Genomic DNA, 25,533 nt, shown 5'->3' on the forward strand with positions numbered 1-25,533 from the left:
CGGCCGGCCGGGGCCGCGCATCTATAGCCAGGAGGCGGGGCTCTTCGGCAGCCGCCCGTCCGGATCGGTGACGGTCAGCGTCGGCTGGCCCTCGCCGTTCCAGCGCCAGAGCGCCACGCAGGTGCCGCCCGGCGACATGAAGGAAGGATAGACGACGCCGTCGAAACCCTGCGCCAGCAGCTTTTCGCGGAAGGCATGGGTTGCCGGCTCGCGTCCGGCATCGAGATCCGCCCGCCATTCGCAGCGATGGATCGCCTCGTCCGTGCCGAAACGGGAAAGCGTGGCTGGCTCCGTCAGGTCCGCGAGCCTTGCCTCATCCAGCCGGAGCTGCGCGATCAAGGCCGGATGCTGGACGAAGCCCTGGTTGTATTCGGCCCAGGCGGTGGAGAGTTCGCGGGCGGCATAGATGGTGGGGGCGCCGACCGGATTCCACCGTCCGCCGAAGCGGGCCGCGCCGTCGCCCGAAAGCGGCGCATGCGCCCAGCGCGGCACATAGGCCCGCCAGAGGATCAGCGTCCCGCTGCCGGGTTCAGGCATAGACGCCGGAGCGCACCGCCTCCAGATAGGCGAGCACCTTGTCCGCCTTGCCCTCGCCGACGAGGTCGTAGGCCGTCTTGCCGGCCCAGCCCGGTATCGGCTGGTGCTTGAACCAGATCGCCGCGCGCCTTTCGTCGCCCGCCATCTCGCCCGCCATGGCGAGGATGCGCACGACCGGGCTCAGTGCGAGGTCGACCTTTCGCGCGCCGCTCTTGGCGGTCAGCGTGTTGCGGGCGACGCCGATCAGCTTGGCCAGTTCCGCCTGCGTCACGCCGAGCAGTTCCGAGACCCGCCGTGCGGAGAGGAAGGAGGATTGCGCTTCGCCGAAGGATGCGGCGCCCATTTCGAAAGCATGTGCAACCATTGGACCGATCCTGATCCTGTATTGAACGATCTGTGCTTAATATGAGCGCAATATGCGCTCGTTTCAAGTCAATCGTCATCCTCTTCCAGTTCCGGCTCGACGAAATCGTCCGGCGGCAGGGCGCGGCTCAGCAGGCCGGCATCTTCCAGCATCTCCGTGTCCGGCAGGTCCTGCAACGTCTCGAAGCCGAAGGCGGAAAGGAAGGCGGGCGTGGTGATGTAGGTATAGGGCGCGCCGGGCAGCGGGCTGCGCGGGCCGGACGCCACGAAGCCGAGCTGCCGCAATGTCGAGATCGTGTCGCGGCTGACCTCGCGGCCGAAAATCTTGGAAAGTTCGGCGCGCGTCACCGGCTGGAAATAACCGATGGTCATCAGCACCAGCGCCTGATGATGGGTGAGATCGGAGGGCGGATTGGGGGCGGCTCCCGACGCGTGGATCACGGGGGCAAATTGCGGCCGTGTGCGATGCTGCCAGCCGCCGGCCACGGAGACCAGTTCGTAGGGCCGGCCGGCGAGCGCCTCGCGGATGTCCTCGATGATCGCGTCGATATCGCAATCCCCGCCGACGACCCGCTCCAGCATTCTGCGGGAGACCGGTTCCGAACAGGCGAAGATGACCGCTTCCACCCGCGCCGTCCATTCGCGCCGCCGCTCGTCCGGCGCCAGATGCGCAAGCTCCTTGTCGATCGGGATTTGCCGTGTCCTGCTCGCCATGGTCAGAGCCCGTAGATGCGGAATGTGGTGCGGCCGGAAAGCTCCCGCACGGCTTCGAGCTGCTGCAGCCTTTCGAACAGCCGGCGCGAGGCGAACCGGGAGAGGCTTTTCGTCTGCAGCGAACCGGAAACCGCATCCTCGGACAGCAGAAGGCCGATCACGTCGCCGGCGGCCTTGGAGCGCAGTTTCGGCGTGACGGCGGCGAGCCGTTCCGCACGGCGGGCAAGATCGGCAGCCAGCCGGGACGCCTCGGCGGCGGCATGCACCAGCGCAAGGCAGACCGCCCGCTCGAACCCCGCCTCGCCCGGCCGGATGCGGCCCTGACCGCTTTCCGCGCGAAAGACCGTCGAAAAGCGCTGGCCCATCAGCAGCGGCACCGGCACCCGCCAGCGCAGTTTCTGCGCCAGCAGCATGTCGGCGGCCCACCAGCCGAGCGCTTCGGCATCGATGCGGATTTCGCAGGCTTTTGCGATGATCGCGGCGGCGCTGAAAGGAGGAGCAGGCCCGCCGGGATCGAGCTCGTCGAATGCGGCTGCCAGGCCGGCCAGGCTTTTGTCCCAGCGGATGCTCATCAGGCCGGCGACCGTCTCCAGCACGTCCGCGTCGAGCGCGGTCGAGCGGGTGGCAAGCCGTTTCCAGGCGGAAAGGATGTGGCCGGAGGGGCCGGGATCGTCCCCCGGCTTGCGCAGCAGCCAGGCATCGCGCAACGCAGCCTCGTCTTCCCTGCGGCCCGCAAGCCGCACGGCGGCGGTCGCGCATCTGAGCGCCAGCCGCTGCCGCCAGGCGCCGGCCCATGCCGGCTCCGCCCGGACGATCTGGTCGATCGGATAAAGCGCGCCGCCGGCCATGAACGCGGCATCCGCCAGGCTGTCGGCAAAGGTCGAGGGCGCCGCCCAGCGCGGTGTCGCCGTGGGTGGAAGGGTTGCGCGTGACGATGCGGCGTCGGGAATCATGAAAACAGCTTAGCCACCCTGTGCGCTTTTGCCACCATGGACGCGGAAATCCGCACTCCGGCGGCGGTTTGTGCACCGTTTTCTGGTGTTTCCGGCCGGGTTGACGAGGTATCCTGCCTTGCCTGCTCCCGACGATCAATAGGAGTTGAGTTTTGCGGATCGGCGCGCCGCCCTACATAAGGTATCGACGGAGAGCATCGGCCGGAGGCATCACCCGGCCAAGGAGGATTTCAGTTGCCGTTTCACCGAACGATCGCGTCCCTTGCCATGCTGCTTGCGCTGTCGGCGCCGGTTCTGGCGCAACAGGGGCATGGCGGAGACGAGCCCCGCGACCGCGGCCGCCAGACCGAGCAGGCCGCGTCGCCCGGCATATTCAACCTCATTCCGGCCGATTCGGTGACGGAGCATGTCTTCAAGGCGCCGTCCGGGGACCTGCCCTATACGGCGACCGCCGGCACGCTCGATCTCTTCGGGCAGGATGGCAACCGTTCCGCGAGGATTTTCTATACGGCCTATGTGGCGAAGAACCGCACGCCGGGCAGGCCGCTCACCTTCGCCTTCAACGGCGGGCCGGGCGCGGCCTCGGCCTATCTGCATCTCGGCTTGATCGGCCCGAGGGTTCTCGAATTCGGCGAGAGCGGCGACAACGGCACCGCGCCTGAACTCAAGGACAATCCGGAGAGCTGGCTTGCCTTCACCGATGTCGTGCTGATCGATCCGGTCGGCACCGGCTGGAGCCGGGCGGCCAGCGACGATGTTGCCCGCGGCTTCTACGGCGTCCGCCAGGACGCCGAAAGCCTCGCCAAGGCGATCGCGCTTTATGTGCAGAAGAACGGCCGGCTCGACGCGCCGAAATATCTGCTGGGCGAAAGCTATGGCGGCTTCCGGGCCGCCAAGGTCGCCACGTCGCTCAAGAACACGCAGGGAATCCTGACCTCCGGCGTCATCATGCTTTCGCCCCTGATCGAGGGCCGTTTCCTCGCCAATTCCGACGATCCGCTGAGCGCTGCGCTGCAGTTTCCGTCGCTCGCGGCGGCGGATCTGGAACAGCGCGGCCAGTTCACGCAAGAAAGGCTTGCCGAGGCGGAGCGTTTCGCCATGGGCGATTATCTCGTCGCGCTCGCCGGTCCTTCTCTCGCCGGGCAGGCGGCCGACACGTTTTATGCCCGCGTTTCCGAGCTCACCGGCATCGAGAAGAGCGTGGTCGCCCGCGTGCGCGGCTTCGTCGGCGATGTCTATGCCAAGGAGATGGCCGGGCCGGGCCGGGTCGTCAGCCCTTATGACGCGGCCTATGCGGTGCCGGATGCCTATCCCGAGGACGTCTACAGCCGCAACGACGATCCGATCCTCGAAGGTTATACGCGCGCCTATGGCGCCGCCTTCGCGGCTTACGCGCGCAACGAGCTCGGCTTTTCGACCGAGGTGACCTACAGCCTGTTGAACGAGGACGTGAACCGCCGCTGGGAATGGAACGGCGGCCGCGGGGGCGAAAGCCGGGCGCTCGCCAGCGCCTCGACCGATATCCGCGACCTGCTCTCGGTCATCCCCACCTTCAGGCTGATGATCGCGCATGGCTACAGCGACGCGCTGACGCCCTATGGCGCGAGCCGTTATGTGATCGATCACCTGCCGCCCCGGCTTGCGGCCGGCCGCGCCGAGCTGAAGGCCTATCGCGGCGGGCACATGTTCTATACCCGCCCGGATTCCCGCAGGAGCTTTGCGGCGGACGTGAAGGTGTTTTATGACGCGAAGGCGACGGATTGAGCCTTCCTGTTTCATCTTGCTTGGCCGGCGGGCGCTTTGGGTATAGTCGTAGGGAGCGGCCCGCATGAGGCGCCCGGCGGGCTGCTGATCCGGGCGAAGGGAGGCTGAAATGCCAGACGCAACGGTGAATGTCCGCTACATCGTCGACGACGTGGAGGCTTCGGTCCGGTGGTATACCGCGCATCTGGGCTTCACGCTGCTTTCCAACCATGCTCCCGCCTTCGCCGATGTCAGGCTCGGTGCGCTCCGGCTGCTGCTGAGTGGCCCGTCGAGTTCCGCCGGACGGGCGATGGCCGACGGCGAGCTTCCCCGGCCGGGCGGCTGGAACCGCATCCATCTCATCGTCGGCGACCTGCCGGCGGAGGTAGCCCGGCTGCGGGCGGACGGGGTGGAGTTCCGCAACGACATCGTGACGGGGCCGGGAGGATCGCAGGTCCTGCTGGTCGACCCGTCGGGGAATCTGGTCGAGCTCTTTCAGCCGGCCGGCCGGTAGTGTAGAGGCGGGGCACCCTGGAAATGCTTCGGTGCGAGAGGGCCTCGTGTTGCGCCTTCGACACCATCGCGATGCTCTTTGCGAAATGACAGTGATGTGATCCGATGCCGGCTTGCTGGCCCGCTTCGAAACCGGTTACTAGCCTCTATAGCTTGATTTTTCAGAGAGTTTCTTCGATCAAATGAACAGCGAACATCGCCTGTCGCGGCGCAGCTTCGTCCTGGCTTCGGTCTCGATGACCGCGACGCTGGCAGGCTGCGCGACCACGGCCACCTCTCCCCGGCGCGTCCCCGTTCCCGAGCAGGTCAGCCGTCCCATCATACCGGCTTCCGAGGCGGAGCTGCAGGCGCGCTACGCGGCTGTGGAGGATAGCGGGCACCTGATTCCGGCCGTGCCATACCAGAAGATGGACCCGAAATATTACCGCCAGCGGGTGGTCGATCCCACCGGCGAAGCACCGGGCACGGTCGTCGTCGATACGCCCGGCCGTTTCCTCTATGTGGTGGAGCCCGGCGGCACGGCGATACGCTACGGCGTCGGCATCGGCCGCGACGGCTTTGCCTGGCAGGGCGAAGGCATCATCCACTGGCGGCAGTCCTGGCCGCGCTGGAAGCCGCCGGCCGACATGATCGCCCGCCAGCCACATCTCGCCAGGTATTCGGTCGAGAACGGCGGCATGGACCCGGGCGTGAAGAACCCGCTCGGCGCCCGCGCGCTCTACATCTTCCAGAACGGACAGGACACGCTCTACCGGCTGCATGGCTCGCCGGAATGGGATTCGATCGGCAAGGCGACCTCGTCGGGCTGCGTGCGACTGGTCAACCAGGACGTCATCGATCTCTATGCGCGCGTGCCCTATCACGCCCGCATCGTCGTGCATCAGGACGCGTTGAGGGCGGCTCCCGCCGTGTGACATGACCACCGCATCATCCGACGGGCCGGATGCTTTGGCCCCGCCGGCTGCATGGTGCAGGGAGGTTCGGCTCCGCACCGCATGACGCAGCAGGCAAGGGGTTGGAGGCTCAAGCTGGATCTGGACGAAGAGACACCGCAACCCGACACGCCGACGCCGAGCATGTTCTCGTGGGCGCGCAATTCGGCGGTCTACCGCCTCGAACGGCGGATGCACACGGAAAAGCAGCTTTACGACGCGATATGGCGAAAGGCGCGGCAGAAGTTCGACGGCATCGGCGAGGCGCAGGCAAGGGCGCTTGCCGAATTCGCCGTGAAGTTCGCCTATGATCTCAAGGTGCTGGACGATGCGGCCTATGCCGAGATCAGTACCCGTTCCGGCGTGCGCGGCGGCAGGTCCAGACGGGCGATCGCGCAGAAACTGTCGCAGAAAGGCGTCGACCGGGACATCGTCGCAGCCGCCGTCGCCGAGGCGGACGATTTCCACGCGGCCCTCGTGCTTGCCCGCAAGCGCGCCTTCGGGCCGTTTCGCAAGGGCGAACCCGACGAGAAAAGCAAGGCAAGGGAGCTTTCTGCCTTCGCCAGGGCGGGCTTCAGCTTCGATATCGGCAAAAAGATCTTCGGAATGTCGCGGGACGAGGCCCAGGAAGCGCTGGAAGCCGGCCGGCATCTTTGACGGCAACGGCGGCGGTCCGCGGCGGTCCGGCAAGTCGTCAGGCGCGCCTGAGCGCCGGGTCGTCAAGGGCGGGATTGTAGAAGAGCGAGAGCGTCAGGCTGCGGGCGATGCGTTCCGCCGTCGCCATGAACCAGGCCTTCGCCTCCTTGTTCGGGGCGATGTCGTCAAGCGTCGCGGCAAAGAGCTCCAGCCATTTCGGGAAAAGCTCCGGCGTCATGTTGGCGACGCCGAGATGCGCCTGGACCGGTTTCCCGCCATAGGCGCCGCTGCGGAAGGCAACCGACGACCAGAAGCTCTTCATCTTCTCCATGTGTTCGGGCCATCGGCCCGAAAGCCGCGCGTCGAACACGGGCCCGAGTTCCGGATGCGCCAGCACGCGGCCGTAGAACGTGTCGACCAGATTGCCAATGAAGGCCTCATCGATACCGATCGCCTTCATGTCGGCTTCCGCCCGCTCGCGGATCGCCGCGGCATGCGCAGCGCGGCCCTGCAACTCGTTGTTCATGTCCGATCTCCGGCTCCGCCGCATGGGCAGTCGGTCTTATATAGGCAACCCGGATGCCACGCCAAAGACCGAACCGCCGGGTTGCGACGATCTGTCAGGCGGCGGGCGGGACGCGCCAAAAGAAGGCTCCAGCCGGCCAGCATCGCTATTTCCACGATCAGGGGCTCACGATCGGGCTGCGGTGGCTATCGTCTCGGCCAGCCATTCGTTGAGGCTCTGGTCGTTGGCGGCGGCGGCGATCACGGCGGCCTCATGTGTCTTGGGATCGAGCCGGATATTGAACCGTCCGGAAAAAGAGTGAAACGGTTCCATACCCTTTTCGCGGCAGATTTCGAGAAAGGTTTCCAGCGACTTCCGGCCCTCCGTCATGAGGCCGTCGAGATTGTTGGAATAGAAGTCGGCGCCGCCATTCAGCCCGAGGAATTCACCACGAAACATGCCGATATCGGGATCGAGCGAGATAACCGCCTTATGGCCGTCGATTTCAATGACGTTCTTCATGGCTTCACTCCATGGCTTTCGAGCCATTTTCGAATGCTCGCAACCGCGCCTTTGTCCGTATCCGGCGAGGGATGCGGCCGATGGAACACTCTGACTTCGCCGAACAGCACCACGCCAATACGGGAGCCCTCACGCCCGCTGATTTCCGCTCCGAGAGCGACGAAAAGCGCTTCGATGTCCGTCCAGCGGACCGAGCCGCTGACCGGACGGGTATAGATCAGCTCCAGCGTGGCGCGATGCCGTTTTTTCATGCAGGTAATAGTACCATTTTTTGGTACTAACGCAAGCGGTGAGCATCATCGCCGCCGGTGTCACCGTCTTGAAAGGATGAATGTCGGAAACCGTTTGGATTTCAAAGATCCCCGAAATTGTTTCCGGCTGTGCACCGCTCGGAGGCGGGCGTTGCCGGACACAAAAGACCCGGCAATGATGCCGGGTCTCTTCGATTTCGAACCTTGCGGTTTCAGCTCACACCCGTTCCAGCGCCACCGAAATCCCCTGGCCGACGCCGATGCACATGGTGGCGAGCGCGTATCTGCCCTTGCGCAGCGACAGTTCCAGTGCGGCCGTGCCGGAGATGCGGGCGCCCGACATGCCGAGCGGGTGGCCGAGCGCGATCGCGCCGCCGTTCGGGTTGATGTGTTCGGCGTCTTCGGCAAGGCCGAGCTCGCGCAGGACGGCGATGCCCTGGGAGGCGAAGGCCTCGTTGAGTTCGACCACGTCGAAATCCATCGGCGAGAGGCCGAGACGGGCACAAAGCTTCTGCGTCGCGGGCGCCGGGCCGATGCCCATGATGCGCGGCGGAACCCCCGCGGTCGCGCCGCCCATGACGCGGGCGATCGGGGTGAGGCCGTATTTCCTCGCCGCCGCTTCCGAGGCGATGATGAGGGCCGCCGCCCCGTCGTTGACGCCCGAGGCATTGCCGGCCGTCACCGTGCCGCCTTCGATCTTGTTGACCGGCCTCAGCTTGGCGAGCGCTTCCGTCGAGGTCGCGCGCGGATGCTCGTCCCTGGAAATTGTGACCGGGTCGCCCTTGCGCTGCGGCACGCTGACCGGGGTGATCTCCTTCGCAAGGCGTCCGTTCTCCTGCGCGGCGGCGGCCTTCGCCTGCGAGCGGACGGCGAAGGCGTCCTGGTCTTCCCGCGAGACCTTGTAGTCGATCGCGACGTTGTCGCCGGTCTCCGGCATGGAATCGACGCCGTACTGCTTCTTCATCAGCGGGTTGACGAAGCGCCAGCCGATCGTCGTGTCGTAGATTTCGGCATTGCGCGAGAAGGCGGTCTCGGCCTTCGGCATGACGAACGGCGCGCGGCTCATGCTCTCGACGCCGCCGGCGATCATCAGTTCCGCCTCGCCCGCCTTGATGGCCCTGGCGGCGGTGATGACCGCATCCATGCCGGAACCGCAGAGCCGGTTCATGGTCGTGCCGGTGATCGAGACCGGCAGCCCGGCAAGCAGCACGGCCATGCGGGCGACGTTGCGGTTGTCCTCGCCGGCCTGGTTGGCGCAGCCGTAGATCACGTCGTTGACGGCTTCCCAGTCGACCGAGACGTTGCGTTCCATCAGGCTCCTGAGCGGAACGGTGGCGAGGTCGTCGGCCCGGACGGAGGAGAGGGAACCGCCGAAACGGCCGATCGGGGTACGGATATAGTCGCAGATAAAGGCTTCGGTCATCGGTCTCTCCTCAAAGCGCCGGCACGACGAGGTCGGCGACCGGCCTCTCTATATGAAGCTTTGCGCCTGTCATGGCCTGCAGTTCCTCCACGGTCATGCCGGCCAGTTTCTCGCGCAGCACGAAATGCCGGTCGCGGATGTCGACCACCGCATGACTGGTGTAGACACGGGTGATACACGCAACGCCCGTCAGCGGAAAGGTACAAGCTTCAACTAATTTCGGCTCGCCGTTCTTGGTGACGTGTTCGGTGATGACGGAAACCTGCTTTGCGCCGTGCACGAGGTCCATGGCGCCGCCGACCGCCGGCACGCCCTTCGAGCCTACCCGCCAGTTGGCGAGGTCGCCGTTCTGCGCGACCTGAAGCGCGCCGAGGATCGCGACGTCGAGATGGCCGCCGCGCACCATGGCGAAACTGTCGGCATGGTGGAAGAAGGCGGCACCCGGCTTCAGCGTCACCGCCTTCTTGCCGGCGTTGATGAGATCCCAGTCCTCCTCTCCGGCGGGCGGCGCCTCGCCGAAATTCAGGATGCCGTTTTCCGTATGGAAGATCGCCTGCCGGCCGGGCGGCTGGTAACGGGCGACCATTTCCGGAAAACCGATGCCGAGGTTCACATAGGCGCCGTCGGCGATGTCCTGCGCCGCGCGCCAGGCGATCTGGGCATTGGAAAGCTTGATGTCTTCGCGGGTGTTGACGGTCATGCTTGGGCTCCTGGGGCGTAGACCACTCCGGCTCGAATGAGTTCTTCTTCCTGGCTCGGATTCGCCACTTCGACGACACGGTCGACGAAAATGCCCGGCGTCACGACATGTTCGGGATCGATGCCGCCGGCCGGCACGATCTTCGAGACCTGCGCGATCGTCCTGGCGGCCGCCATGCACATCAGCGGATTGAAGTTGCGGGCAGCCTTGTTGTAGGTCAGGTTGCCGTAGGTATCGCCGGTATGCGCCTTGACGATGGCGAAATCCGCCTTCAGCCACCGCTCCTGGACGTAATGGCGGCCATCGAATTCGGCGATCGGCTTGCCTTCCGCAAGCTCGGTGCCGTAGGCGGTCGGCGTGTAGAAGGCAGGGATGCCGGCGCCGCCGGCGCGGATGCGTTCGGCGAGCGTACCTTGCGGCACCAGCTCCAGCTCGATCTCGCCCGCAAGGTACTTTTCCGTGAACGCGCGCGGATCGGACGATTTGGGAAACGAGCAGATCATCTTCCCGACCATGCCCGCGTCGATCATCGCCGCGATGCCGATGCGGCCGTTACCCGCGTTGTTGTTGATGACGGTGAGGTTCTTCGGTCCCTTGTCGATCAGGGCGTGAATGAGCTCGATCGGCGCGCCGGAGCCGCCGAAGCCGCCGATCATGACGGTAGCGCCGTCGCCGATTTCCGAGACCGCTTCGGCCAGGCTTCCGATTGTCTTGTCCATGCACGATGCCTCCTGGGCTGCGCGCGGCCCTTGTCCTCGTCCGCCATGCCCCGGGACGAAGAGATAAAACGACGGTCCTTCACCGGCAAGCCATTTGTGCGATATTTGACATTTGTTCGTATACCGCACATAAACGGCGTAATGATGCGATCGGAAAAGTACGGTCCGGAGGGATGTATGCGGGAAACGGATTTCATCGGCGGGTTGGCGAAAGGCCTGAAGGTGATCGAGGCCTTTGGCGAAACGACGCCGAAACTCGCCATCGCCGATGTCGCGAGGGCGGCGGGCCTCGACCGGGCGACGGCGCGGCGCTGCCTGCTGACGCTCGCCGGGCTCGGATATGCCGACTATGATGGAAAATTCTTTGCCCTGACGCCGAGGATACTCCGGCTCGGCCATGCCTATCTCTCGGCCACCCCGCTGCCGCATATCGTCCAGCCGTTCCTCGACAAGCTGTCGGAGGAGGTGTGCCAGAGCGCTTCCGCAAGCGTGCTGGACGGTACCGAGATCGTTTATATCGCCCGCGCCTCGCAGAAGCGGGTCATGTCGATCAACCTCGTGCCGGGCAGCCGCCTGCCGGCCTATTGCGCCTCGATGGGCCGCGTGCTGCTTGCAGCCTTGCCGGAGGAGGATGCGCGCGCGCTTCTCAGGCAGACGGTTCTGAAGGCCTACACGCCTCGCACCCGGACCGATCCCGCGCAATTGATGGAAGAGCTTGCCCGCGTGCGTGCGCAGGGTTTCGCCGTCATCGATCAGGAGCTCGAACTCGGCCTCTGCTCGATCGCCGTGCCGCTCGAAAACGACCGCGGTCGGGTGGTCGCTGCGCTCAATATCGGTGCCCCGGCGGCAAGCGTGCCTGCGGAAGAAATGGCGGACCGCTATCTGGACGCGTTGCGAAGCGTGGCGAAATCACTGAAGCCCCTGCTGCGTTGATCCGCCGCCGGCAGTCGGGTTGACAGCTGTCAACTTTGCCGGGCGGGGAAGGCGCGCACCCGGAAAGGCTTTCCTGTCAGCGGGTTGGAAAAAAATCCGGTGCTTTTTGTCCCCGTGTCTCGCGGTTGCCCCACGCTTTGCACGGAAATCCATCGCAGGAGGCGGACATGCAGGGTGCGCAGCAACCGTTCACGACCCAGAAAAACCTTGACGCGACTCAACGGGGCGTTCAGCTTCGGTTACGGAAAGAAGCGAATCTATTCCGTTTCAGCGTAACTGGCGGCAATTGCTGCTGGTCCAGCCGCCCGGCGTAAAAAACTGACGAGATCAGGCGCCCGGTCAAGCCGGCTTCATATCGGAGGTCTATCGTGCCTCCGGTCACCCAGGGAGCAAGGCATGGCGGACATGAAGGAGAACGAACCCATGGCCGTATCGGCGGAGAAATCGCAGGCGCCCGGCGCGGAGCAGGCTGTCGAGCCGCGCGTGCTCGCGGAAGAGGCGATCGCCATGGATGCCCAGCTGCTTTCCGAGCAGCTCAAGGCGATGCGCGAGCGCCTTTTCCCGCCCGCTTCGATGAAATCGCTGCGCGCCTTCTCGTCGGGCGAGGCGGCAAAGCTGATCGGCGTTTCCGATGGCTATCTGCGCCAGCTTTCGCTTGCGGGGGAGGGGCCGCAGCCCGCGACCGGCGCCGGCGGCCGGCGCTACTATTCGCTCCGCGACATCAACGCGCTGCGCGCCTATCTCGCGGAACAGGCGCTTGCCAAGGGCAACATGGCCAAGGCGCGGTCCTACCTGCCGCATCGCGACGCGGCGCGCGGGGAGCATCTGCAGGTGATCTCGGTCACCAATTTCAAAGGCGGATCGGGCAAGACGACATCCGCCGTCCACCTCGCCCAGCATCTGGCCTTGACCGGGCATCGGGTCCTCGCCGTCGATCTCGACCCGCAGGCTTCGCTTTCGGCGCTCTTCGGCTACCAGCCGGAACTCGACCTCGCCGGCAACGACACGCTTTACGGCGCCATCCGCTACGACCACGAGCAACGGCCGCTTTCGGAGATCGTCAGGGGCACCTATTTCCCCGGCGTGGATCTCGTTCCGGGCAATATCGAGCTGCAGGAATTCGAGCATGTGACGCCGCAGGCGCTCGCCCGCCACCAGAACGGCGAGGATGCCGGCCCGCTCTTCTTCGCCCGCATCCAGGCGGTCCTGAAGACCATCGAGGACGATTACGACGTGGTTGTGGTCGATTGCCCGCCGCAGCTCGGCTACCTGACGCTTTCGGCGCTCTGCGCCTCCACCTCGGTCATCGTCACCGTGCATCCGCAGATGCTTGACGTCGCGTCGATGAACCAGTTCCTGTTCATGGCCGCCGACCTGCTGGCCGTGGTGCGCGAGGCGGGCGGCACGCTGAATTTCGATTTCCTGCGTTATCTCGTCACCCGCTACGAGCCCAATGACGGACCGCAGGCGCAGATCGTCGGCTTCATGCGTTCGCTTTTCGGCGAGAGGGTGCTGACCGCGCCCATGCTGAAATCGACCGCGGTATCGGATGCCGGCCTGACCAAGCAGACGCTCTACGAGGTCGGCCGCGAGAATTTCACCCGCTCCACCTATGACCGCGCCGCGGAGGCGATGAACGCCGTCAACGGGGAAATCGAGGCGCTGATCCATGCGGCCTGGGGTCGATGAGGGCAATGACAGAGAAAGGTTCTGAGAATGGCCGGAAACCGCAGACATGAACTGAAGGCATTGTTCGGAGGGGGGCTGACGCCATCGGAGCCGGGCCGCGCGCCGGAGACGAAGTCCATGCCACAGACGGAACCGGCGCCGGCCGGGCAAGGTGGGCTGCCGTCCCGCAGCGCCTCCGGCGCTGTCAAGGCCATGGGGCTTTCGCTTGGCGCGATGACGCGCGACGCGGAGGAAGCCCGCGCGCTGCGCCAGGCGCTGAGCGATGGCGAGCGGATCGTCACCATCCAGCCGGACAGGATCGATTCCTCCTTCATCGAGGACCGGCTGCGGATCGACGACAGGGATGACGAGGATTTCGCGGCGCTGGTGGAGAGCATCCGCGAGAACGGCCAGCAGGTGCCGGTTCTCGTGCGCCCGCATCCGGAGAAGGACGGCCGCTACCAGACCGCCTACGGACATCGCCGCATCAAGGCTGCGGAACGGCTCGGCATCGAGGTGAAGGCGATCGTCAAGCCGCTTTCCGACGATGCGCTGGTGCTGGCGCAGGGCAAGGAGAATGCCGAACGCCGCAACCTTTCCTTCATCGAGCGCGGGATATTCGCGCGGAATCTCGCCAGCCACGGTTTCGACCGCAAGGTGATCGGCGATGCGCTGGCCGTGCAGAAGAGCGAGCTTTCGCGCCTGCTGCAGGTGGTCGAAAGCGTGCCCGAGCAGTTCATCCGGGCGATCGGGCCGGCTCCGAAAGCGGGGCGCGAGCGCTGGATGAAGCTCGGCGAGATCCTTGCGCGGGAGGCCAAGCAGTATATCGGGACAGATGTCATCTACAGCACGCGCTTCAGGGCGGCCGACAGCGACGCCCGTTTCCGGATACTGTTCACGCGGCTCGACGCGAGCATGAAGCCCGATCCCATCAAGCCGCAGGAGCTGACGGACGGCGACGGCAAGGTGTTCGCCCGCGTGCGGCGCGAGGGAAAGGTCAAGCGGATCGAGTTCTCGGCGGATATCGATCCCGCTTTCATCGACGAGGCGGCGGTGCTGCTGGCCGCCCGCTATGGGGAATTCCTGACGAAACGCGCGGGCTGACCGCCCGCCCGCTCCTGCCGGTGCGGCGATCCCAACCGCATCGGGGCATGCCGCCTTTCGAAAAGGGCGTATGCTCCGGCCTCGCCGGTCCTCTTCGATGCGGACCACGTGGGCCGGACGATCCGTCTAATTCCTGGAATTAGTCCAATATTGACAGGTTATGTATACAGATTTATGGATTACATAACGGCGTGGAGGAGGAGCAGGCAGGCCGTCTTTTCCGGGTGAGGAGTTCCATTCCTTTTTTCACGTATGCTTTTCCACGCTTGCCTTCTTTCCATCCGCTCAGGCGATCTTGAAGCCGGTTCTTCAGGGAATGGAGAGGGAAAAGCAGGGATGTATACACGGTTTCGTGAAAATTGGGCCTGAAACCCCTCGATATCACCGGGAAGACGACGAGCAGGCGGCATGGGCCGACGGAAGGCCGGAGAGGGCAGGCCCGGGGCCTGCCTGACCCGGTTGACGTGTCGGCGCGGCTGGCTGCGACAGGCCTCGCAGGCTGTGGCCGGTTCGGGCAGCAAGGAGGATGCGGCCCGCCGCGCGCGTTTTGCAACGGTTCGTCTTGAGAGGAGGAAAGAGATGATTACCCGAAGAACATTGATGGCCGCGGCCGGCATGGCCCTGGGTGGACTGACGGCGCTGCCGGCCGCCGCGCAGGAAACGGTCAAGATCGGCCTGATCCTGCCGATGACCGGTCCGTTCGCGTCCACCGGCCGGCAGGTCGAGGCCGGCGTCAAGGCCTATGTGGCGCTGAACGGGGATACGGTCGCCGGCAAGAAGATCGAAATCGTGCTGCGCGACGATGCCGGGGTCGCCGACCAGACCCGCCGCATCGCCCAGGAACTCGTCGTCAACGACGGCGCCAAGCTGCTGATGGGCTTCGGCCTGACGCCGCTCGCGATGTCGGTCGCCCCGGTCCTCAACCAGGCGAAGGTCCCGGCGATCATCACCTCGGCGACCACCTCGGCGATCATGCCGCAATCGCAATATTTCGTCCGCACGTCGATGGCAGGTCCGCAGTCGGCCGTTCCGGTCGCCACCTGGGCGGTGCAGAACAACCTGAAGCGCGTCGTCACCCTCGTGTCCGACTACGGTCCGGGCATCGATATCGAACAGGGCTTTACCAACCAGTTCAAGAAGGAAGGCGGCACGATCGTCGAGGCGGTCCGCGTTCCGCTCCAGAATCCGGACTTCGCTCCCTTCCTGCAGCGCGTGCGCGACTCCAAGCCCGATGCGGTCTTCGTCTTCGTCCCCTCCGGCGTCGGCTCGCTGTTCATGAAGCAGTTCACCGAGCGGGGCCTTGCCGAAGCGGGCATCAAGCTGATCGGCACCGGCGACATCACCGACGACGACCTGCTGAACGGCATCGGCCCGGCCGCCAAGGGGGTCATCACCGGCCATTTCTATTCCGCCCTGCACGACAGCGCGGAAAACAAGGCCTTCGTCGCCCAGGTGCGGAAGGCCAGCAACAACATGCGGCCGAACTTCATGTCGGTCGGCGGTTATGACGCGATGACGCTCGCCTATGCGGCGCTGAAGAAGACCAATGGCGATACCGACGGCACCAAGCTCGTGGAAGCCATGAAGGGCGCCTCCTGGGTGAGCCCGCGCGGACCGATCACCATCGATCCCGCGACGCGCGACATCGTCCAGGACATCTACATGCGTGAGGTCAAGGAGGTGAACGGCGAACTCTACAACGTCGAATTCGCGACCTTCCCGAAGATCAAGGACCCGAACGTCAAGTAAGGCGGCGGTCATCCTTCGCAGATACGGATGGCGGGCTCCGGCCCGCCATTTTCGTTGGGGCATGCCGGTGCTCGCTCTCTTTGTTCTTGCGCGATTCCGGACGCAGAACCACCGCACGCTTTTGCTGGAATCGCCCTAGGATGCCGATGACGCGATCCGTTCCAGAAGCTCGCCGAGCAGATGGCGTTCGCCGGCGGTAAGGACCGTGACGTCGTCGAGCGATGCGCGCAGTTGCGATGCGGCGGCCTGGGGGCGTCTTTCCTCGTCGTGCCGCCCATCGGGCGCCTTGGTTATGGCGGCGATGACCATGTCGCGGATGAAGGCCGAGATCCCCGTATTCCGCTGCCCTTCCGGCTGCCCGAGCAGGGCGAGGATCGTACCCGATCCGGCAGCCTCGACCGCCGCCAATGCCTGCTCCTCGCTCGTCGTCAGACGGCCGGACCGCGCAATCCTCCGGATTCTGCGCTCCAGGACCTGCTTGCCCCAGGTCGCCGCCGTGGAAGTCCCGCGGGTCTCCGAATAATCGGTGAGGATGGCGAACAGGCCCGGGTTCGAAAGGCAGAAATCGACATGCATGTCCCAGCCCTGCCTGAGGTCCTCGACGGGGTCGGGATGCGGGGCGTGCTTTTCCTTCCCTGCGACATAGGTCGTCAGATCGTGCTCGGCGACGGCCGCCAGCAAACCCTGCTTGTCGCCGAAAAACCGGTAGATGGTCGGGGGTTGCACGCCGGCCGCGGCCGCCACCGCGCGCGTCGTCGCGGCCTCGCCGCCGCCTTCCGCGATCAATCGGGACGCCGCGGCCAGGATGCGGGCGCGGACATCGGGCGTCATCGCGGATTCGGAAGTCATGGTGTCATCAGGGGTCATGGAGCCACCCTAGGCCGGATTTGTTTCCAATGACAGCGAAGACTTGATAACGATGATAATCACTGATATCAAAAATCCGATAGCGGTGATAATGCCCAGGATGAAAGGATAGTTCGATGATCGTCGTCACGGGTGGAAACGGAAAACTTGGCCGGGCCATCGTCAATTCCCTGCGTTCGCGCGGCTTGTCCGGGGCGCTTGCGGTGAGCGTGCGTGATGCGGGGCAGGCGGGGGAGCTGGAGGCGATGGGCATGAAGGTCCATCAGGCCGACTATGAGAACCCGGAGAGCCTGCGGCATGCATTTCAGGGGGCGGACCAGATATTGATGGTTTCGTCGAACGCTTCCGCACATGGAGCCGACCCGCTGGTGCAGCACCGCAACGTGATCGCCGCCGCGAAGGAGGCGGGTGTCGGCCGGGTGGTCTATACCAGCCACATGGCCGCCAGCGCCGCGTCGGCCTTTCCGCCGATGCACACGCATCACGCAACCGAATTGATGCTGCGGGAGAGCGGGCTGGCATGGACCGCGCTTCGCGACGGATTTTATGCCGGCAGCATCGTCGCGATGGTGCGTGAGGGCATCCGGGGCGGGCGGATCATGTTTCCCGAAGACGGCAAGGTATCGTGGACCGCCCATGCCGACCTTGCGGACGCGGCGGCGGCGATCCTCATGCAGCCGGGCCGGTTCGAGGGGCCGACGCCGCCGCTCACCGCCGGTGAGGCGCTCGATCTGGAAGACATCGCGAGGATCGCGTCGACCGTCGTGGGGCATCCGGTGCGACGTGAATACATATCGGACGAGGACATGGCGAAGAGGCTTACTTCCCGCGGGCTTTCCGCCGTAGTCGTGGAAATCACCCTGGGCATGTTCCGGGCCAGCCGCAACGGCGAATTCGCCAAGGTCGACCCGACCCTCGCGCAACTTCTCGGCAGGCCGACCACGTCCCTGGCCGACCTGCTTGCCGGGGACCTGGCGCCCGCGGGTGGATCGGGCAGTTGACCGCGACCGCTCCGCCGCCTCCGGCGCGGGGCCGTATTCCGGATCGGCCGTTCCCGGCATATCGGGCGCCGGAAGCCTCCCGGGGGCGCAAACGTCCGCGCCTCCTGTTCCGTGTGCTCTAACCTGTTGAATCCATGCATCGCGCTTTCCGAAAATCGATTCCGGTTTTCGGGCCGATGCTGTAGAAGAACCCGATCATGAGTTCTTCGCCGCCCGCATCCGCATCCACCATCCTGCAGCACAGCCTGCGGCATCTGAGGGCGTTTCTCGCGGTCGTCGACACCGGCTCCGTCACCAGGGCGGCGGAGCTGTGCTTCGTGTCGCAGCCCGCCGTCACGCAGGCGTTGTCGAAGATAGAGAAGACGGTGAGCCTGCCGCTCTTTTCCCGCACGCCCCAGCGGGTCTTCGCCAACAATGCCGGGGAGATCCTGGCGCGACGGATCAGGCGCGCCTTCGGTTATCTCGATCCAACCCTGTCGGAACTCTCGCCACGGTTGAAGGTGACGGCGACGACCGCGCAGCTGCGGGCCTTGATCGCGGTTCGGGAAACCGAGAATTTCACGCTCGCGGCCCGGCGCCTCGGCCTCAGCCAGCCGGCGGTCTATCGGGCGGTGAGCCAGCTGGAAGAGGAGGCCGCACGTCCGCTCTTCGAGCGCGCCTCCTACGGTATCGTCGCCACGCGGACCGCGCAGGCGCTGGCGCAGGCGGCGAAACTCGCCTTTCTGGAGCTGGAGCAGGCGGATGCCGATCTTGCCGAACTGACGGCGGCCGAGATCGGGCGGATCGTCATCGGCGCCACGCCGCTTGCGAAATCCTATGTGCTGCCGAGGGCGATCGCCCGCTTCCGCACGTTTCGCCCCAACCTCCCCCTGCACATCCAGGAAGGTCCCTATCCCGACCTGCTGGGGGCGCTGCGCCGTGGCGAGATCGATTTCCTGCTCGGCGCGCTGCGCGTGCCTGCGCCCATCGGCGACGTGGAGCAGACGGTGCTGTTCCACGATACCGTCGTTCTGGTTGCGGGCAACAGCCATCCCCTTGTCGACAGGCCGGGCATCACCGCCGGGGAACTGGCCGCCTATCCCTGGGTGGTGGGGCAGGCGGGGACGCCCATCCGGCGCTATTTCGACAGCATCTTCACCGATGCCGGCAGCAGGCCGCCCAGAAGCATCGTCGAAACCGGTTCGCTTATCCTGATGCGCGAGCTTCTGGATGCGAGCGAGCACCTGGGTTGCACTTCGCGGCTTCAGGCGGAGGCGGAAATCGCCCGCGGACTGATGCGCGCGCTTCCCTTCGATCTCAGCCACACATCGAGGCCGATCGGCGTGACGCTGCGGAAAGACTGGCTGCCGACCGTTGCTCAGCAGGCGTTTCTGGATCTCCTGCCGACCCGGCCGGAACAGGTTTCCCGCCACCTTCTATAACCAAAACTTATGAGCGCGGCAGACGAAGTGATAAACGGCCGGGGCACTTCCGGTTTATAGGATGACAAGAGAGATCGTCGCGAGAGGCATGACGCGATTTCGCGAGGGCGGCGATCACGGAGGCGACGAAAAAAAGAGAATAGTGGGACGTCAAACTATCATAGCCTGTTGACGGCCATGTATACATTCATCGATATAGGCGGCAGACAGTGAGGATTTGCCGCTTCGATCGAGAATCGGCCGGCAGGAGGCCGGATACATAATTCCGCACCCTTGAGGAGGAGACGAATGTTGAAAAGAAGAACACTGATGGCCGCCGCCGGTATCGCGCTCGGCTGCCTCGCCGCCGTTCCGGCTGCCGCCCAGGAGGTCGTCAAGGTCGGCCTCATCCTGCCGATGACCGGGCCGTTTGCATCCACGGGCCGCCAGGTCTCCGCCGGCGCCAAGGCTTTCATCGCCGCCAAGGGTGATACGGTGGCCGGCAAGAAGATCGAGCTGATCATCCGCGACGACGCCGGCGTCGCCGACCAGACCCGCCGCATCGCGCAGGAACTGGTGGTCAACGACGGCGCCAAGGTTCTCGCCGGCTTCGGCCTGACGCCGCTTGCGATGTCGGTCGCGCCGGTCGCGACCCAGGCGAAGATCCCGACCATCGTCATGGCGGCCGGCACGGCTTCCATCACCAAGGCCTCGGAATACATCACGCGCACCTCCGGCACCCTGCCGCAATACTCCGTTCCAGTCGGAACCTGGGCGGCCGAAAACGGCATCAAGAAGGTCGTGACGCTCGTTTCCGACTACGGCCCGGGCATCGATGCCGAAAAGTGGTTCACCAAGGAGTTCAAGGCGAAGGGCGGCGAGATCGTCGAGGCCGTGCGCGTTCCGCTCCAGAACCCCGACTTCGCGCCCTTCCTGCAGCGCGTGCGCGATGCGAAGCCCGATGCGGTCTTCGTCTTCCTGCCGTCCGGCGTCGGCTCGCTGTTCATGAAGCAGTTCGCGGATCGCGGCCTTGCGGATGCCGGCATCAAGCTGATCGCCACTGGCGACGTCACCGACGACGATATCCTGAACTCGATGGGCAGGCCGGCGATCGGCACCATCACCGGCCATTTCTACGCAACCGCCCATGACAGCCCGGAAAACAAGGCCTATGTCGAAGGCTTCGAGAAGGCCAACAACGGCATGCGGCCGAACTTCATGTCGGTCGGCGGTTACGACGGCATGGCGCTGATCTATGCTGCGCTCGAGAAGACGAAGGGCGACGCAAGCGGCCCCGCCTTCATAGCTGCCGTCAAGGGCCTTTCCTGGACGAGCCCGCGCGGCCCGGTTTCCATCGATCCCGAAACCCGCGACATCATCCAGAACATCTACGTTCGCGAGGTCAAGGAAGTGAACGGCCAGTTGCACAACGTCGAGTTCAAGACGTTCGAGGCGCTGAAGGACCCGGAAAAGGCCGAGGCCAAGTAAGGGTGGCTCGGGAGGCGGCGAGGGCGCGCCCGCTTCTTGAAGCGAGCGGCGGCTCCGCGGCCTCCCCCTCATCCGCTCTTCTTCTCCCGAGGGGAGAAGAAGAGCGTGCCGCACGTATTCGACCCTCCTCTCCACCTTGGGGAAAGGGTGGCCGGGCGGAGCGGCGGCCGGGTGAGGGGGGCATCGGTGCATTTGACATCGGCCCTTCCCGCTGGAAGCTTCGGGGGACTTGAGCCCTTTCGTTTTTCCCGGCAACAACGTCGGGTGACATCATCGATTTCAGCTAGGGCCGCGTAGAGAAGATCCACATGCTGACCATTCTGTTTGACGGTGTAGCTTATGGCATGTTGCTGTTCATCCTCGCCTGCGGGCTGACGGTGACGCTTGGCCTCATGAACTTCATCAACCTGGCGCATGGCGCCTTCGCCATGGCCGGCGGTTACATAACCGTCATCATGATGAACCGCTACGGCATCTCCTTCTACTGGTGCCTGCCGGCCGCCTTCATCGTGTCCGCGCTCATCGGTCTCGTCCTGGAGCGCACGCTTTATCAATGGCTCTACCAGGCCAACCACCTGGACCAGGTCCTCTTCTCGATCGGCATCGTCTTCATGGCGATCGCCGCGACCGACTATTTCATGGGCGGCCAGCAGCAGCTCATCAATCTGCCGCCGGAACTTTCCGGCCGGATGGACGTGTTCGGCGTCGGCATCGGCCGCTACCGGCTGTTCACCATCGTCATCTGCGCCGTGCTGGCCGTCGTGCTGCAGCTTATCCTGTCGAAGACGCGTTTCGGCAGCCGGCTGCGCGCGGCGGTCGACGACCGGCGCGTCGCCATGGGTCTCGGCATCAACGTGCCCGTCGTCTTTGCGCTCACCTTCGCGTTCGGATCGGGCCTTGCGGGGCTCGGCGGCGCGATGGGCGCGGAAATCCTCGGGCTTGATCCGAATTTTCCGCTGAAGTTCATGATCTACTTCCTGATCGTCGTGTCGGTCGGCGGTACTTCGACCGTCTCCGGCCCGTTCCTCGCCGCCCTGCTGCTCGGCATCGCCGATGTCGCCGGCAAGTATTATGTTCCCGCCATCGGTCCCTTCGTCATCTATGCACTGATGATCATCATGCTGATCGTTCGACCGAACGGCCTGTTCGCGAGAGGTGGCCGATGAGCGTTCTTCCGCAGGAAACCGCCGTGACGGCGGAAACCTCCGCGGCCGAAAGCCGCGCCGCAAAGCTGATGAAGCGCAGGAGCCGCATGCGCTTTTACGAGATCGTCGTCTGGGTGGCGGCGCTCGCCGCTTATTTCGTGCTGCCGTCCAAGATGCTGATCCTCACCGAGATCGCCATCCTGGCGCTGTTTGCGGTCTCGCTCGACCTGGTGCTCGGTTTCGCGGGCATCGTCTCGCTCGGCCATGCCGCCTTTTTCGGCCTCGGCGCCTATGTGGCGGGCCTCGTGGCGCTGCATTATGTCGCCGAACCGGTCCTCGGGCTCGTCGTGGCCGGTCTCGCGACCGGCGTGCTGGGGCTGCTCACCAGCTTCCTCGTCCTGCGCGGCTCGGACCTGACCCGCCTGATGACCACGCTCGGCATCGGCCTGATGATGGCCGAACTCGCCAACCAGATGGCCTGGCTGACCGGCGGGGCCGACGGCCTGAGCGGCTTTTCGCTCGGGCCGATCCTCGGGCTTTTCGAGTTCGACCTCTTCGGCAAGACGGGTTATCTCTACTGCGTCGCCGTGCTCTTCGTCGGCACGATGATCATGCGCCGCATCGCTTTTTCGCCGTTCGGCATGTCGCTGAAGGCGATCAAGGGCAATCCGATGCGGGCCGGCATGATCGCCGTGCCCGCCCGCAAGCGCGTCGTCACGGCCTATACGATCGCGGCCGTCTTCGCCGGCATGGCGGGTGCGCTGCTCACCCAGACGACGAGCTTCGTCTCGCCGGACGTGCTCGCCTTCCACCGCTCGGCGGACGTGCTCCTCGTGCTGACCATCGGCGGCACGGGGTATCTTTATGGCGGCATCTTCGGGGCGGTGCTCTTCACGCTGGTGAAGGACTGGCTTTCGGTGGTCACGCCGCAATACTGGATGTTCTATATCGGCCTCATCCTCGTCGTGCTCGTCCTGGTCGGCCGTGACCGGCTGGCGCGCTGGATCGAATACCTGCCCGAACGCTTCTCGAAGAAGGAGGACGGCCGATGACCGACATCGTTCTCGAAACCCGCAACCTGAAGCGCCGCTTCGGCGCCTTCCTCGCCACCAATGACGTGAGCCTCAAGGTGGAGCGCGGGGCCCGGCATGCTCTGATCGGGCCGAACGGCGCGGGCAAGACGACGCTGATCAACCTTCTGACCGGTGTCCTGCCGCCCTCGGAGGGTCAGGTTTTCCTGGAAGGGGAGGACATCACCTCGATGGCGTCCTTCCGCCGGGTCAAGCGCGGGCTGACCCGCACCTTCCAGATCAACCAGCTTTTCAACGACTTCACGCCGCTCGAAACCGTGGCGCTGGCGATTGCCGAGCGCGAGGGCGTCGGCCACAATTTCTGGAAATCCGTCGCCGGTTACGGCAGGATCGTCGACGAGGCGGCGGACCTGCTTTCCCGCTTCGGCCTTGCTTCTGTCATGGGCGAGCGGACGGTGATCCTGCCCTATGGCAAGCAGCGGCTCCTCGAAATCGCGCTTGCCTTCGCCTCCAGGCCGCGGGTGCTGCTGCTCGACGAGCCGGCAGCCGGGGTGCCGGAGGACGAGCGTCACGAGGTTCTGTCGATCGTCTCCGCCCTTCCGGCGGATGTGACCGTGCTTCTGATCGAGCACGACATGGATCTGGTCTTCTCGTTTGCGAACCGCATATCGGTTCTGGTTGCCGGCGCGCTGTTCACGGAAGGCACGGTCGCGGAAATCTCCGCCGACCCGCGCGTCAAGGCCGTCTATCTCGGAGAAAACGCATGACGCCCGTTCTGGTGACCGAAAAGCTGGTGGCGGGTTATGGCGAGGCGAGCGTGCTTTCGGGCATCAGCCTGACGATCCCGGAAGGCCGCACGCTTGCGCTCCTCGGCCGCAACGGCACGGGAAAGACGACCTTCGTGAATACGCTCGCAGGCGTCACGACCTACCATTCCGGCTCGATCCGGCTGCTCGGCCGCGACATTACCAGGCTGAGGGCGGACCGGCGTGCCGCCGCGGGTATCGGCTGGGTGCCGCAGGAGCGCAACATCTTCAAGTCGCTGACCGTCGAGGAGAACCTGACCGCCATCGCAAGGCCGGGCGTGTGGGACGTCGAGCGTGTCTACGGCATGTTCCCGCGCCTCAAGGAACGGCGCAGGAACCTCGGCAACCAGCTTTCCGGTGGCGAGCAGCAGATGCTGGCTGTCGGCCGCGCCCTGATGGTCAATCCAAGGCTGCTCCTGCTCGACGAACCGACCGAGGGGCTTGCGCCGATCATCGTCGATGAACTGCTCGCGGCGATCCGCCGGATCGTCGAAGGCGAGGGCATGTCCGCGATCATCATCGAGCAGAAGGCGCGCAAGATCCTGCCGCTGACCGACGATGCGGTGATCCTCGACCGCGGCGCAGTCGTTTTCCAGGGCACGAGCACGGACCTGCTGGCGGATGAGACGATCCTCGGCCAGCATCTCGGGGTGGAGAAGGGCGCGCGGCACTGACGCGACCCCGCCGCCGGTCGGCCCTCGCCGTCTTCCCACGGGGCCGCTCGTATGAGGGGCATCGGGCGGCAACGGCCTCCGACGAAACGGAGCGGAGGAACGGGTGCCGTCCCTCCGCCATTTGATCATTGCTTCGGAATCCCGGCCTTCTCGATCACGGCCGACCATTTGCCGATGTCGTCTGCCAGCCGCTTGCCGATCTCTTCCGGGGTGCTGGAGCGGGCCTCGACCCCGAGGTCGGCGAACCGTTTCTGCAGGGTCGCATCGGCCAGGACGTCCACAAGTGCGGCGTTGAGCGTCTTCACGACCTCCGGCGGCGTTCCTGCCGGGGCGAAGATCGCGTTCCAGGAGGTGACGTCGAAACCCTTCACACCCTCTTCCTGGGCCGTCGGCACGTTCGGCAGCAGGCTGGAGCGCGCGGGGCCGGACGATGCGACGGCGATCGCCTGGTTCTGCTGCAGGGCAGCCTTCAGCGCCGTCTGGCTGTCGATGACCACGTCGAGCTCGCCGCCGAGGAGAGCGACCTGGAGATCCGGGGTGGCCTTGTAGGGCACGATGGTGAAATCCACCCCGGAGGTCGATCTGAACAGCTCCGCCGCAAGATTCTGGCTGCTGCCGACGTTGATCGTCCCGACATTGAGCGCGCCCGGATTGGCGCGGGCGGCATCCAGCACGTCCTTGAGCGTCTTGTACTTGCCGTTGCCCTTGGCGACGAAGACGAAATCGAAATAGGCGAGGCTCGATACCGGCACGAAATCCTTGACCGGGTCGAACTGCAGGTTCTTGAAGAGCGGCACGCTGATCGCCGTCCCGTTGGAAAGCAGCGCCAGCGTGTAGCCGTCGGCCTCGGCGTTCAGGGCCGCCCGGGCCGCGGTGGCGCCGCCCGCGCCCGGCTGGTTCATGATGACGATCTGCCGCCCGAGCTTCCTGCCGAGCGATTCCGCCACGAGCCGGGCCGTGATGTCGGCGATGCCGCCGGGGCCGAAGGGCAGCACGAGCGTGATGTCGCGCGACGGATATCTGTCCTGCGCGACGGCGGCGGCGGGTGCTGCGAGCGCCAGCCCCAGCGCCGGGATCAGCAACTTCATGAACCCGGCAGCCCGCTCCAGGAGCGCCGCCGGTTGTCGAACCACGGTATGATGCATTCTCTCCTCCT

At 65.2% G+C, this 25,533-nt stretch carries 27 protein-coding genes; 15 read left to right on the plus strand and 12 right to left on the minus strand.

Annotation, left to right across the window (positions count from 1 at the left end; genetic code table 11):
• Nucleotides 1-21 precede the first annotated feature (21 nt).
• The 4 genes from ACFFP0_RS07895 to ACFFP0_RS07910 all read right to left on the minus strand — a co-directional run bounded on the left by ACFFP0_RS07895 (nucleotide 22) and on the right by ACFFP0_RS07910 (nucleotide 2,567).
• Nucleotides 22-564 (minus strand): RES family NAD+ phosphorylase, encoded by a 543-nt coding sequence (locus ACFFP0_RS07895; protein WP_377258781.1) that lies wholly within the window; start codon nucleotides 562-564, stop codon nucleotides 22-24.
• Nucleotides 530-901 (minus strand): antitoxin Xre/MbcA/ParS toxin-binding domain-containing protein, encoded by a 372-nt coding sequence (locus tag ACFFP0_RS07900; protein ID WP_377258563.1) that lies wholly within the window; start codon nucleotides 899-901, stop codon nucleotides 530-532. The genes ACFFP0_RS07895 and ACFFP0_RS07900 overlap by 35 nt, the downstream gene beginning before the upstream one ends.
• A gap of 68 nt (nucleotides 902-969) precedes the next feature.
• Entirely contained in the window at nucleotides 970-1,614 is a 645-nt protein-coding gene (gene scpB / locus ACFFP0_RS07905; protein WP_377258566.1) for an SMC-Scp complex subunit ScpB, read from the minus strand.
• Between the two features lie 2 nt (nucleotides 1,615-1,616).
• Complete coding sequence (locus ACFFP0_RS07910) at nucleotides 1,617-2,567, minus strand: DUF1403 family protein (protein ID WP_377258569.1); 951 nt, start codon at nucleotides 2,565-2,567, stop codon at nucleotides 1,617-1,619.
• 267 nt (nucleotides 2,568-2,834) lie between these two features.
• On the opposite strand from ACFFP0_RS07910, the gene ACFFP0_RS07915 reads away from it, so the two are divergent.
• From ACFFP0_RS07915 to recX, 4 genes are all read left to right on the plus strand, one after another.
• The gene (locus ACFFP0_RS07915; protein ID WP_377258784.1) at nucleotides 2,835-4,331 is read left to right on the plus strand and encodes a S10 family peptidase; all 1,497 of its coding nucleotides are present in this window, start codon (nucleotides 2,835-2,837) and stop codon (nucleotides 4,329-4,331) included.
• Nucleotides 4,332-4,440: 109 nt separating this feature from the next.
• Complete coding sequence (locus tag ACFFP0_RS07920; protein WP_377258572.1) at nucleotides 4,441-4,824, plus strand: VOC family protein; 384 nt, start codon at nucleotides 4,441-4,443, stop codon at nucleotides 4,822-4,824.
• A 181-nt stretch (nucleotides 4,825-5,005) separates the two neighbouring features.
• Complete coding sequence (locus ACFFP0_RS07925) at nucleotides 5,006-5,737, plus strand: L,D-transpeptidase (protein ID WP_377258575.1); 732 nt, start codon at nucleotides 5,006-5,008, stop codon at nucleotides 5,735-5,737.
• Between the two features lie 120 nt (nucleotides 5,738-5,857).
• Nucleotides 5,858-6,412 (plus strand): recombination regulator RecX, encoded by a 555-nt coding sequence (recX, locus tag ACFFP0_RS07930; RefSeq protein WP_377258788.1) that lies wholly within the window; start codon nucleotides 5,858-5,860, stop codon nucleotides 6,410-6,412.
• Between the two features lie 37 nt (nucleotides 6,413-6,449).
• On the opposite strand, the gene ACFFP0_RS07935 is transcribed toward recX, so the two are convergent.
• The 6 genes from ACFFP0_RS07935 to ACFFP0_RS07960 all read right to left on the minus strand — a co-directional run bounded on the left by ACFFP0_RS07935 (nucleotide 6,450) and on the right by ACFFP0_RS07960 (nucleotide 10,511).
• A complete protein-coding gene (locus tag ACFFP0_RS07935) occupies nucleotides 6,450-6,917 on the minus strand; it encodes a group III truncated hemoglobin (RefSeq protein ID WP_377258578.1) in 468 nt (155 codons plus the stop codon).
• Nucleotides 6,918-7,082: 165 nt separating this feature from the next.
• Nucleotides 7,083-7,418 carry a type II toxin-antitoxin system HicB family antitoxin gene (locus ACFFP0_RS07940; RefSeq protein WP_377258581.1) on the minus strand — a complete coding sequence of 112 codons (336 nt, stop codon included), beginning with the start codon at nucleotides 7,416-7,418 and terminating at the stop codon, nucleotides 7,083-7,085.
• A complete protein-coding gene (locus ACFFP0_RS07945; protein ID WP_377258584.1) occupies nucleotides 7,415-7,669 on the minus strand; it encodes a type II toxin-antitoxin system HicA family toxin in 255 nt (84 codons plus the stop codon). The genes ACFFP0_RS07940 and ACFFP0_RS07945 overlap by 4 nt, the downstream gene beginning before the upstream one ends.
• Nucleotides 7,670-7,886: 217 nt before the next feature.
• Entirely contained in the window at nucleotides 7,887-9,092 is a 1,206-nt protein-coding gene (pcaF, locus tag ACFFP0_RS07950) for a 3-oxoadipyl-CoA thiolase (protein ID WP_377258587.1), read from the minus strand.
• A 10-nt stretch (nucleotides 9,093-9,102) separates the two neighbouring features.
• On the minus strand, nucleotides 9,103-9,792 hold the full coding sequence (locus tag ACFFP0_RS07955; protein ID WP_377258590.1) for a CoA transferase subunit B: 690 nt from the start codon (nucleotides 9,790-9,792) through the stop codon (nucleotides 9,103-9,105).
• Nucleotides 9,789-10,511, minus strand: a complete 723-nt coding sequence (locus ACFFP0_RS07960) for a 3-oxoacid CoA-transferase subunit A (RefSeq protein WP_377258593.1) — start codon at nucleotides 10,509-10,511, stop codon at nucleotides 9,789-9,791. The genes ACFFP0_RS07955 and ACFFP0_RS07960 overlap by 4 nt, the downstream gene beginning before the upstream one ends.
• A gap of 177 nt (nucleotides 10,512-10,688) precedes the next feature.
• On the opposite strand from ACFFP0_RS07960, the gene ACFFP0_RS07965 reads away from it, so the two are divergent.
• From ACFFP0_RS07965 to ACFFP0_RS07980, 4 genes are all read left to right on the plus strand, one after another.
• Nucleotides 10,689-11,444 carry an IclR family transcriptional regulator gene (locus ACFFP0_RS07965; protein ID WP_377258596.1) on the plus strand — a complete coding sequence of 252 codons (756 nt, stop codon included), beginning with the start codon at nucleotides 10,689-10,691 and terminating at the stop codon, nucleotides 11,442-11,444.
• A 396-nt stretch (nucleotides 11,445-11,840) separates the two neighbouring features.
• Nucleotides 11,841-13,133, plus strand: a complete 1,293-nt coding sequence (gene repA, locus ACFFP0_RS07970; RefSeq protein ID WP_377258599.1) for a plasmid partitioning protein RepA — start codon at nucleotides 11,841-11,843, stop codon at nucleotides 13,131-13,133.
• A 27-nt stretch (nucleotides 13,134-13,160) separates the two neighbouring features.
• Nucleotides 13,161-14,216, plus strand: coding sequence for a plasmid partitioning protein RepB (gene repB, locus ACFFP0_RS07975; protein ID WP_377258602.1), 1,056 nt, complete (start codon nucleotides 13,161-13,163; stop codon nucleotides 14,214-14,216).
• A 579-nt stretch (nucleotides 14,217-14,795) separates the two neighbouring features.
• Nucleotides 14,796-15,965 carry an ABC transporter substrate-binding protein gene (locus ACFFP0_RS07980; RefSeq protein ID WP_377258605.1) on the plus strand — a complete coding sequence of 390 codons (1,170 nt, stop codon included), beginning with the start codon at nucleotides 14,796-14,798 and terminating at the stop codon, nucleotides 15,963-15,965.
• A gap of 135 nt (nucleotides 15,966-16,100) precedes the next feature.
• Here the strand turns inward: ACFFP0_RS07980 and ACFFP0_RS07985 are convergent, their stop codons facing one another.
• Nucleotides 16,101-16,832, minus strand: coding sequence for a TetR/AcrR family transcriptional regulator (locus ACFFP0_RS07985; protein WP_377258608.1), 732 nt, complete (start codon nucleotides 16,830-16,832; stop codon nucleotides 16,101-16,103).
• 116 nt (nucleotides 16,833-16,948) lie between these two features.
• On the opposite strand from ACFFP0_RS07985, the gene ACFFP0_RS07990 reads away from it, so the two are divergent.
• From ACFFP0_RS07990 to ACFFP0_RS08020, 7 genes are all read left to right on the plus strand, one after another.
• Entirely contained in the window at nucleotides 16,949-17,833 is an 885-nt protein-coding gene (locus ACFFP0_RS07990; protein WP_377258611.1) for an NAD(P)H-binding protein, read from the plus strand.
• 197 nt (nucleotides 17,834-18,030) lie between these two features.
• A complete protein-coding gene (locus ACFFP0_RS07995) occupies nucleotides 18,031-19,254 on the plus strand; it encodes a LysR family transcriptional regulator (protein WP_377258614.1) in 1,224 nt (407 codons plus the stop codon).
• A 288-nt stretch (nucleotides 19,255-19,542) separates the two neighbouring features.
• Nucleotides 19,543-20,721, plus strand: a complete 1,179-nt coding sequence (locus ACFFP0_RS08000; protein WP_377258617.1) for an ABC transporter substrate-binding protein — start codon at nucleotides 19,543-19,545, stop codon at nucleotides 20,719-20,721.
• 308 nt (nucleotides 20,722-21,029) lie between these two features.
• Complete coding sequence (locus ACFFP0_RS08005) at nucleotides 21,030-21,887, plus strand: branched-chain amino acid ABC transporter permease (protein WP_377258620.1); 858 nt, start codon at nucleotides 21,030-21,032, stop codon at nucleotides 21,885-21,887.
• A 68-nt stretch (nucleotides 21,888-21,955) separates the two neighbouring features.
• Nucleotides 21,956-22,918: a branched-chain amino acid ABC transporter permease gene (locus tag ACFFP0_RS08010; protein ID WP_377258791.1), complete on the plus strand. Its 963-nt coding sequence runs from the start codon at nucleotides 21,956-21,958 to the stop codon at nucleotides 22,916-22,918.
• Nucleotides 22,915-23,664 carry an ABC transporter ATP-binding protein gene (locus ACFFP0_RS08015; protein ID WP_377258623.1) on the plus strand — a complete coding sequence of 250 codons (750 nt, stop codon included), beginning with the start codon at nucleotides 22,915-22,917 and terminating at the stop codon, nucleotides 23,662-23,664. Before ACFFP0_RS08010 ends, ACFFP0_RS08015 begins: the two co-directional genes overlap by 4 nt.
• Nucleotides 23,661-24,377 (plus strand): ABC transporter ATP-binding protein, encoded by a 717-nt coding sequence (locus tag ACFFP0_RS08020; protein WP_377258626.1) that lies wholly within the window; start codon nucleotides 23,661-23,663, stop codon nucleotides 24,375-24,377. Before ACFFP0_RS08015 ends, ACFFP0_RS08020 begins: the two co-directional genes overlap by 4 nt.
• Nucleotides 24,378-24,502: 125 nt before the next feature.
• On the opposite strand, the gene ACFFP0_RS08025 is transcribed toward ACFFP0_RS08020, so the two are convergent.
• Nucleotides 24,503-25,522, minus strand: coding sequence for a tripartite tricarboxylate transporter substrate-binding protein (locus ACFFP0_RS08025; RefSeq protein WP_377258629.1), 1,020 nt, complete (start codon nucleotides 25,520-25,522; stop codon nucleotides 24,503-24,505).
• Between the last annotated feature and the right edge of the window lie 11 nt (nucleotides 25,523-25,533).

This window comes from Neorhizobium puerariae, assembly GCF_042429745.1.
Lineage (GTDB): Bacteria > Pseudomonadota > Alphaproteobacteria > Rhizobiales > Rhizobiaceae > Neorhizobium > Neorhizobium puerariae.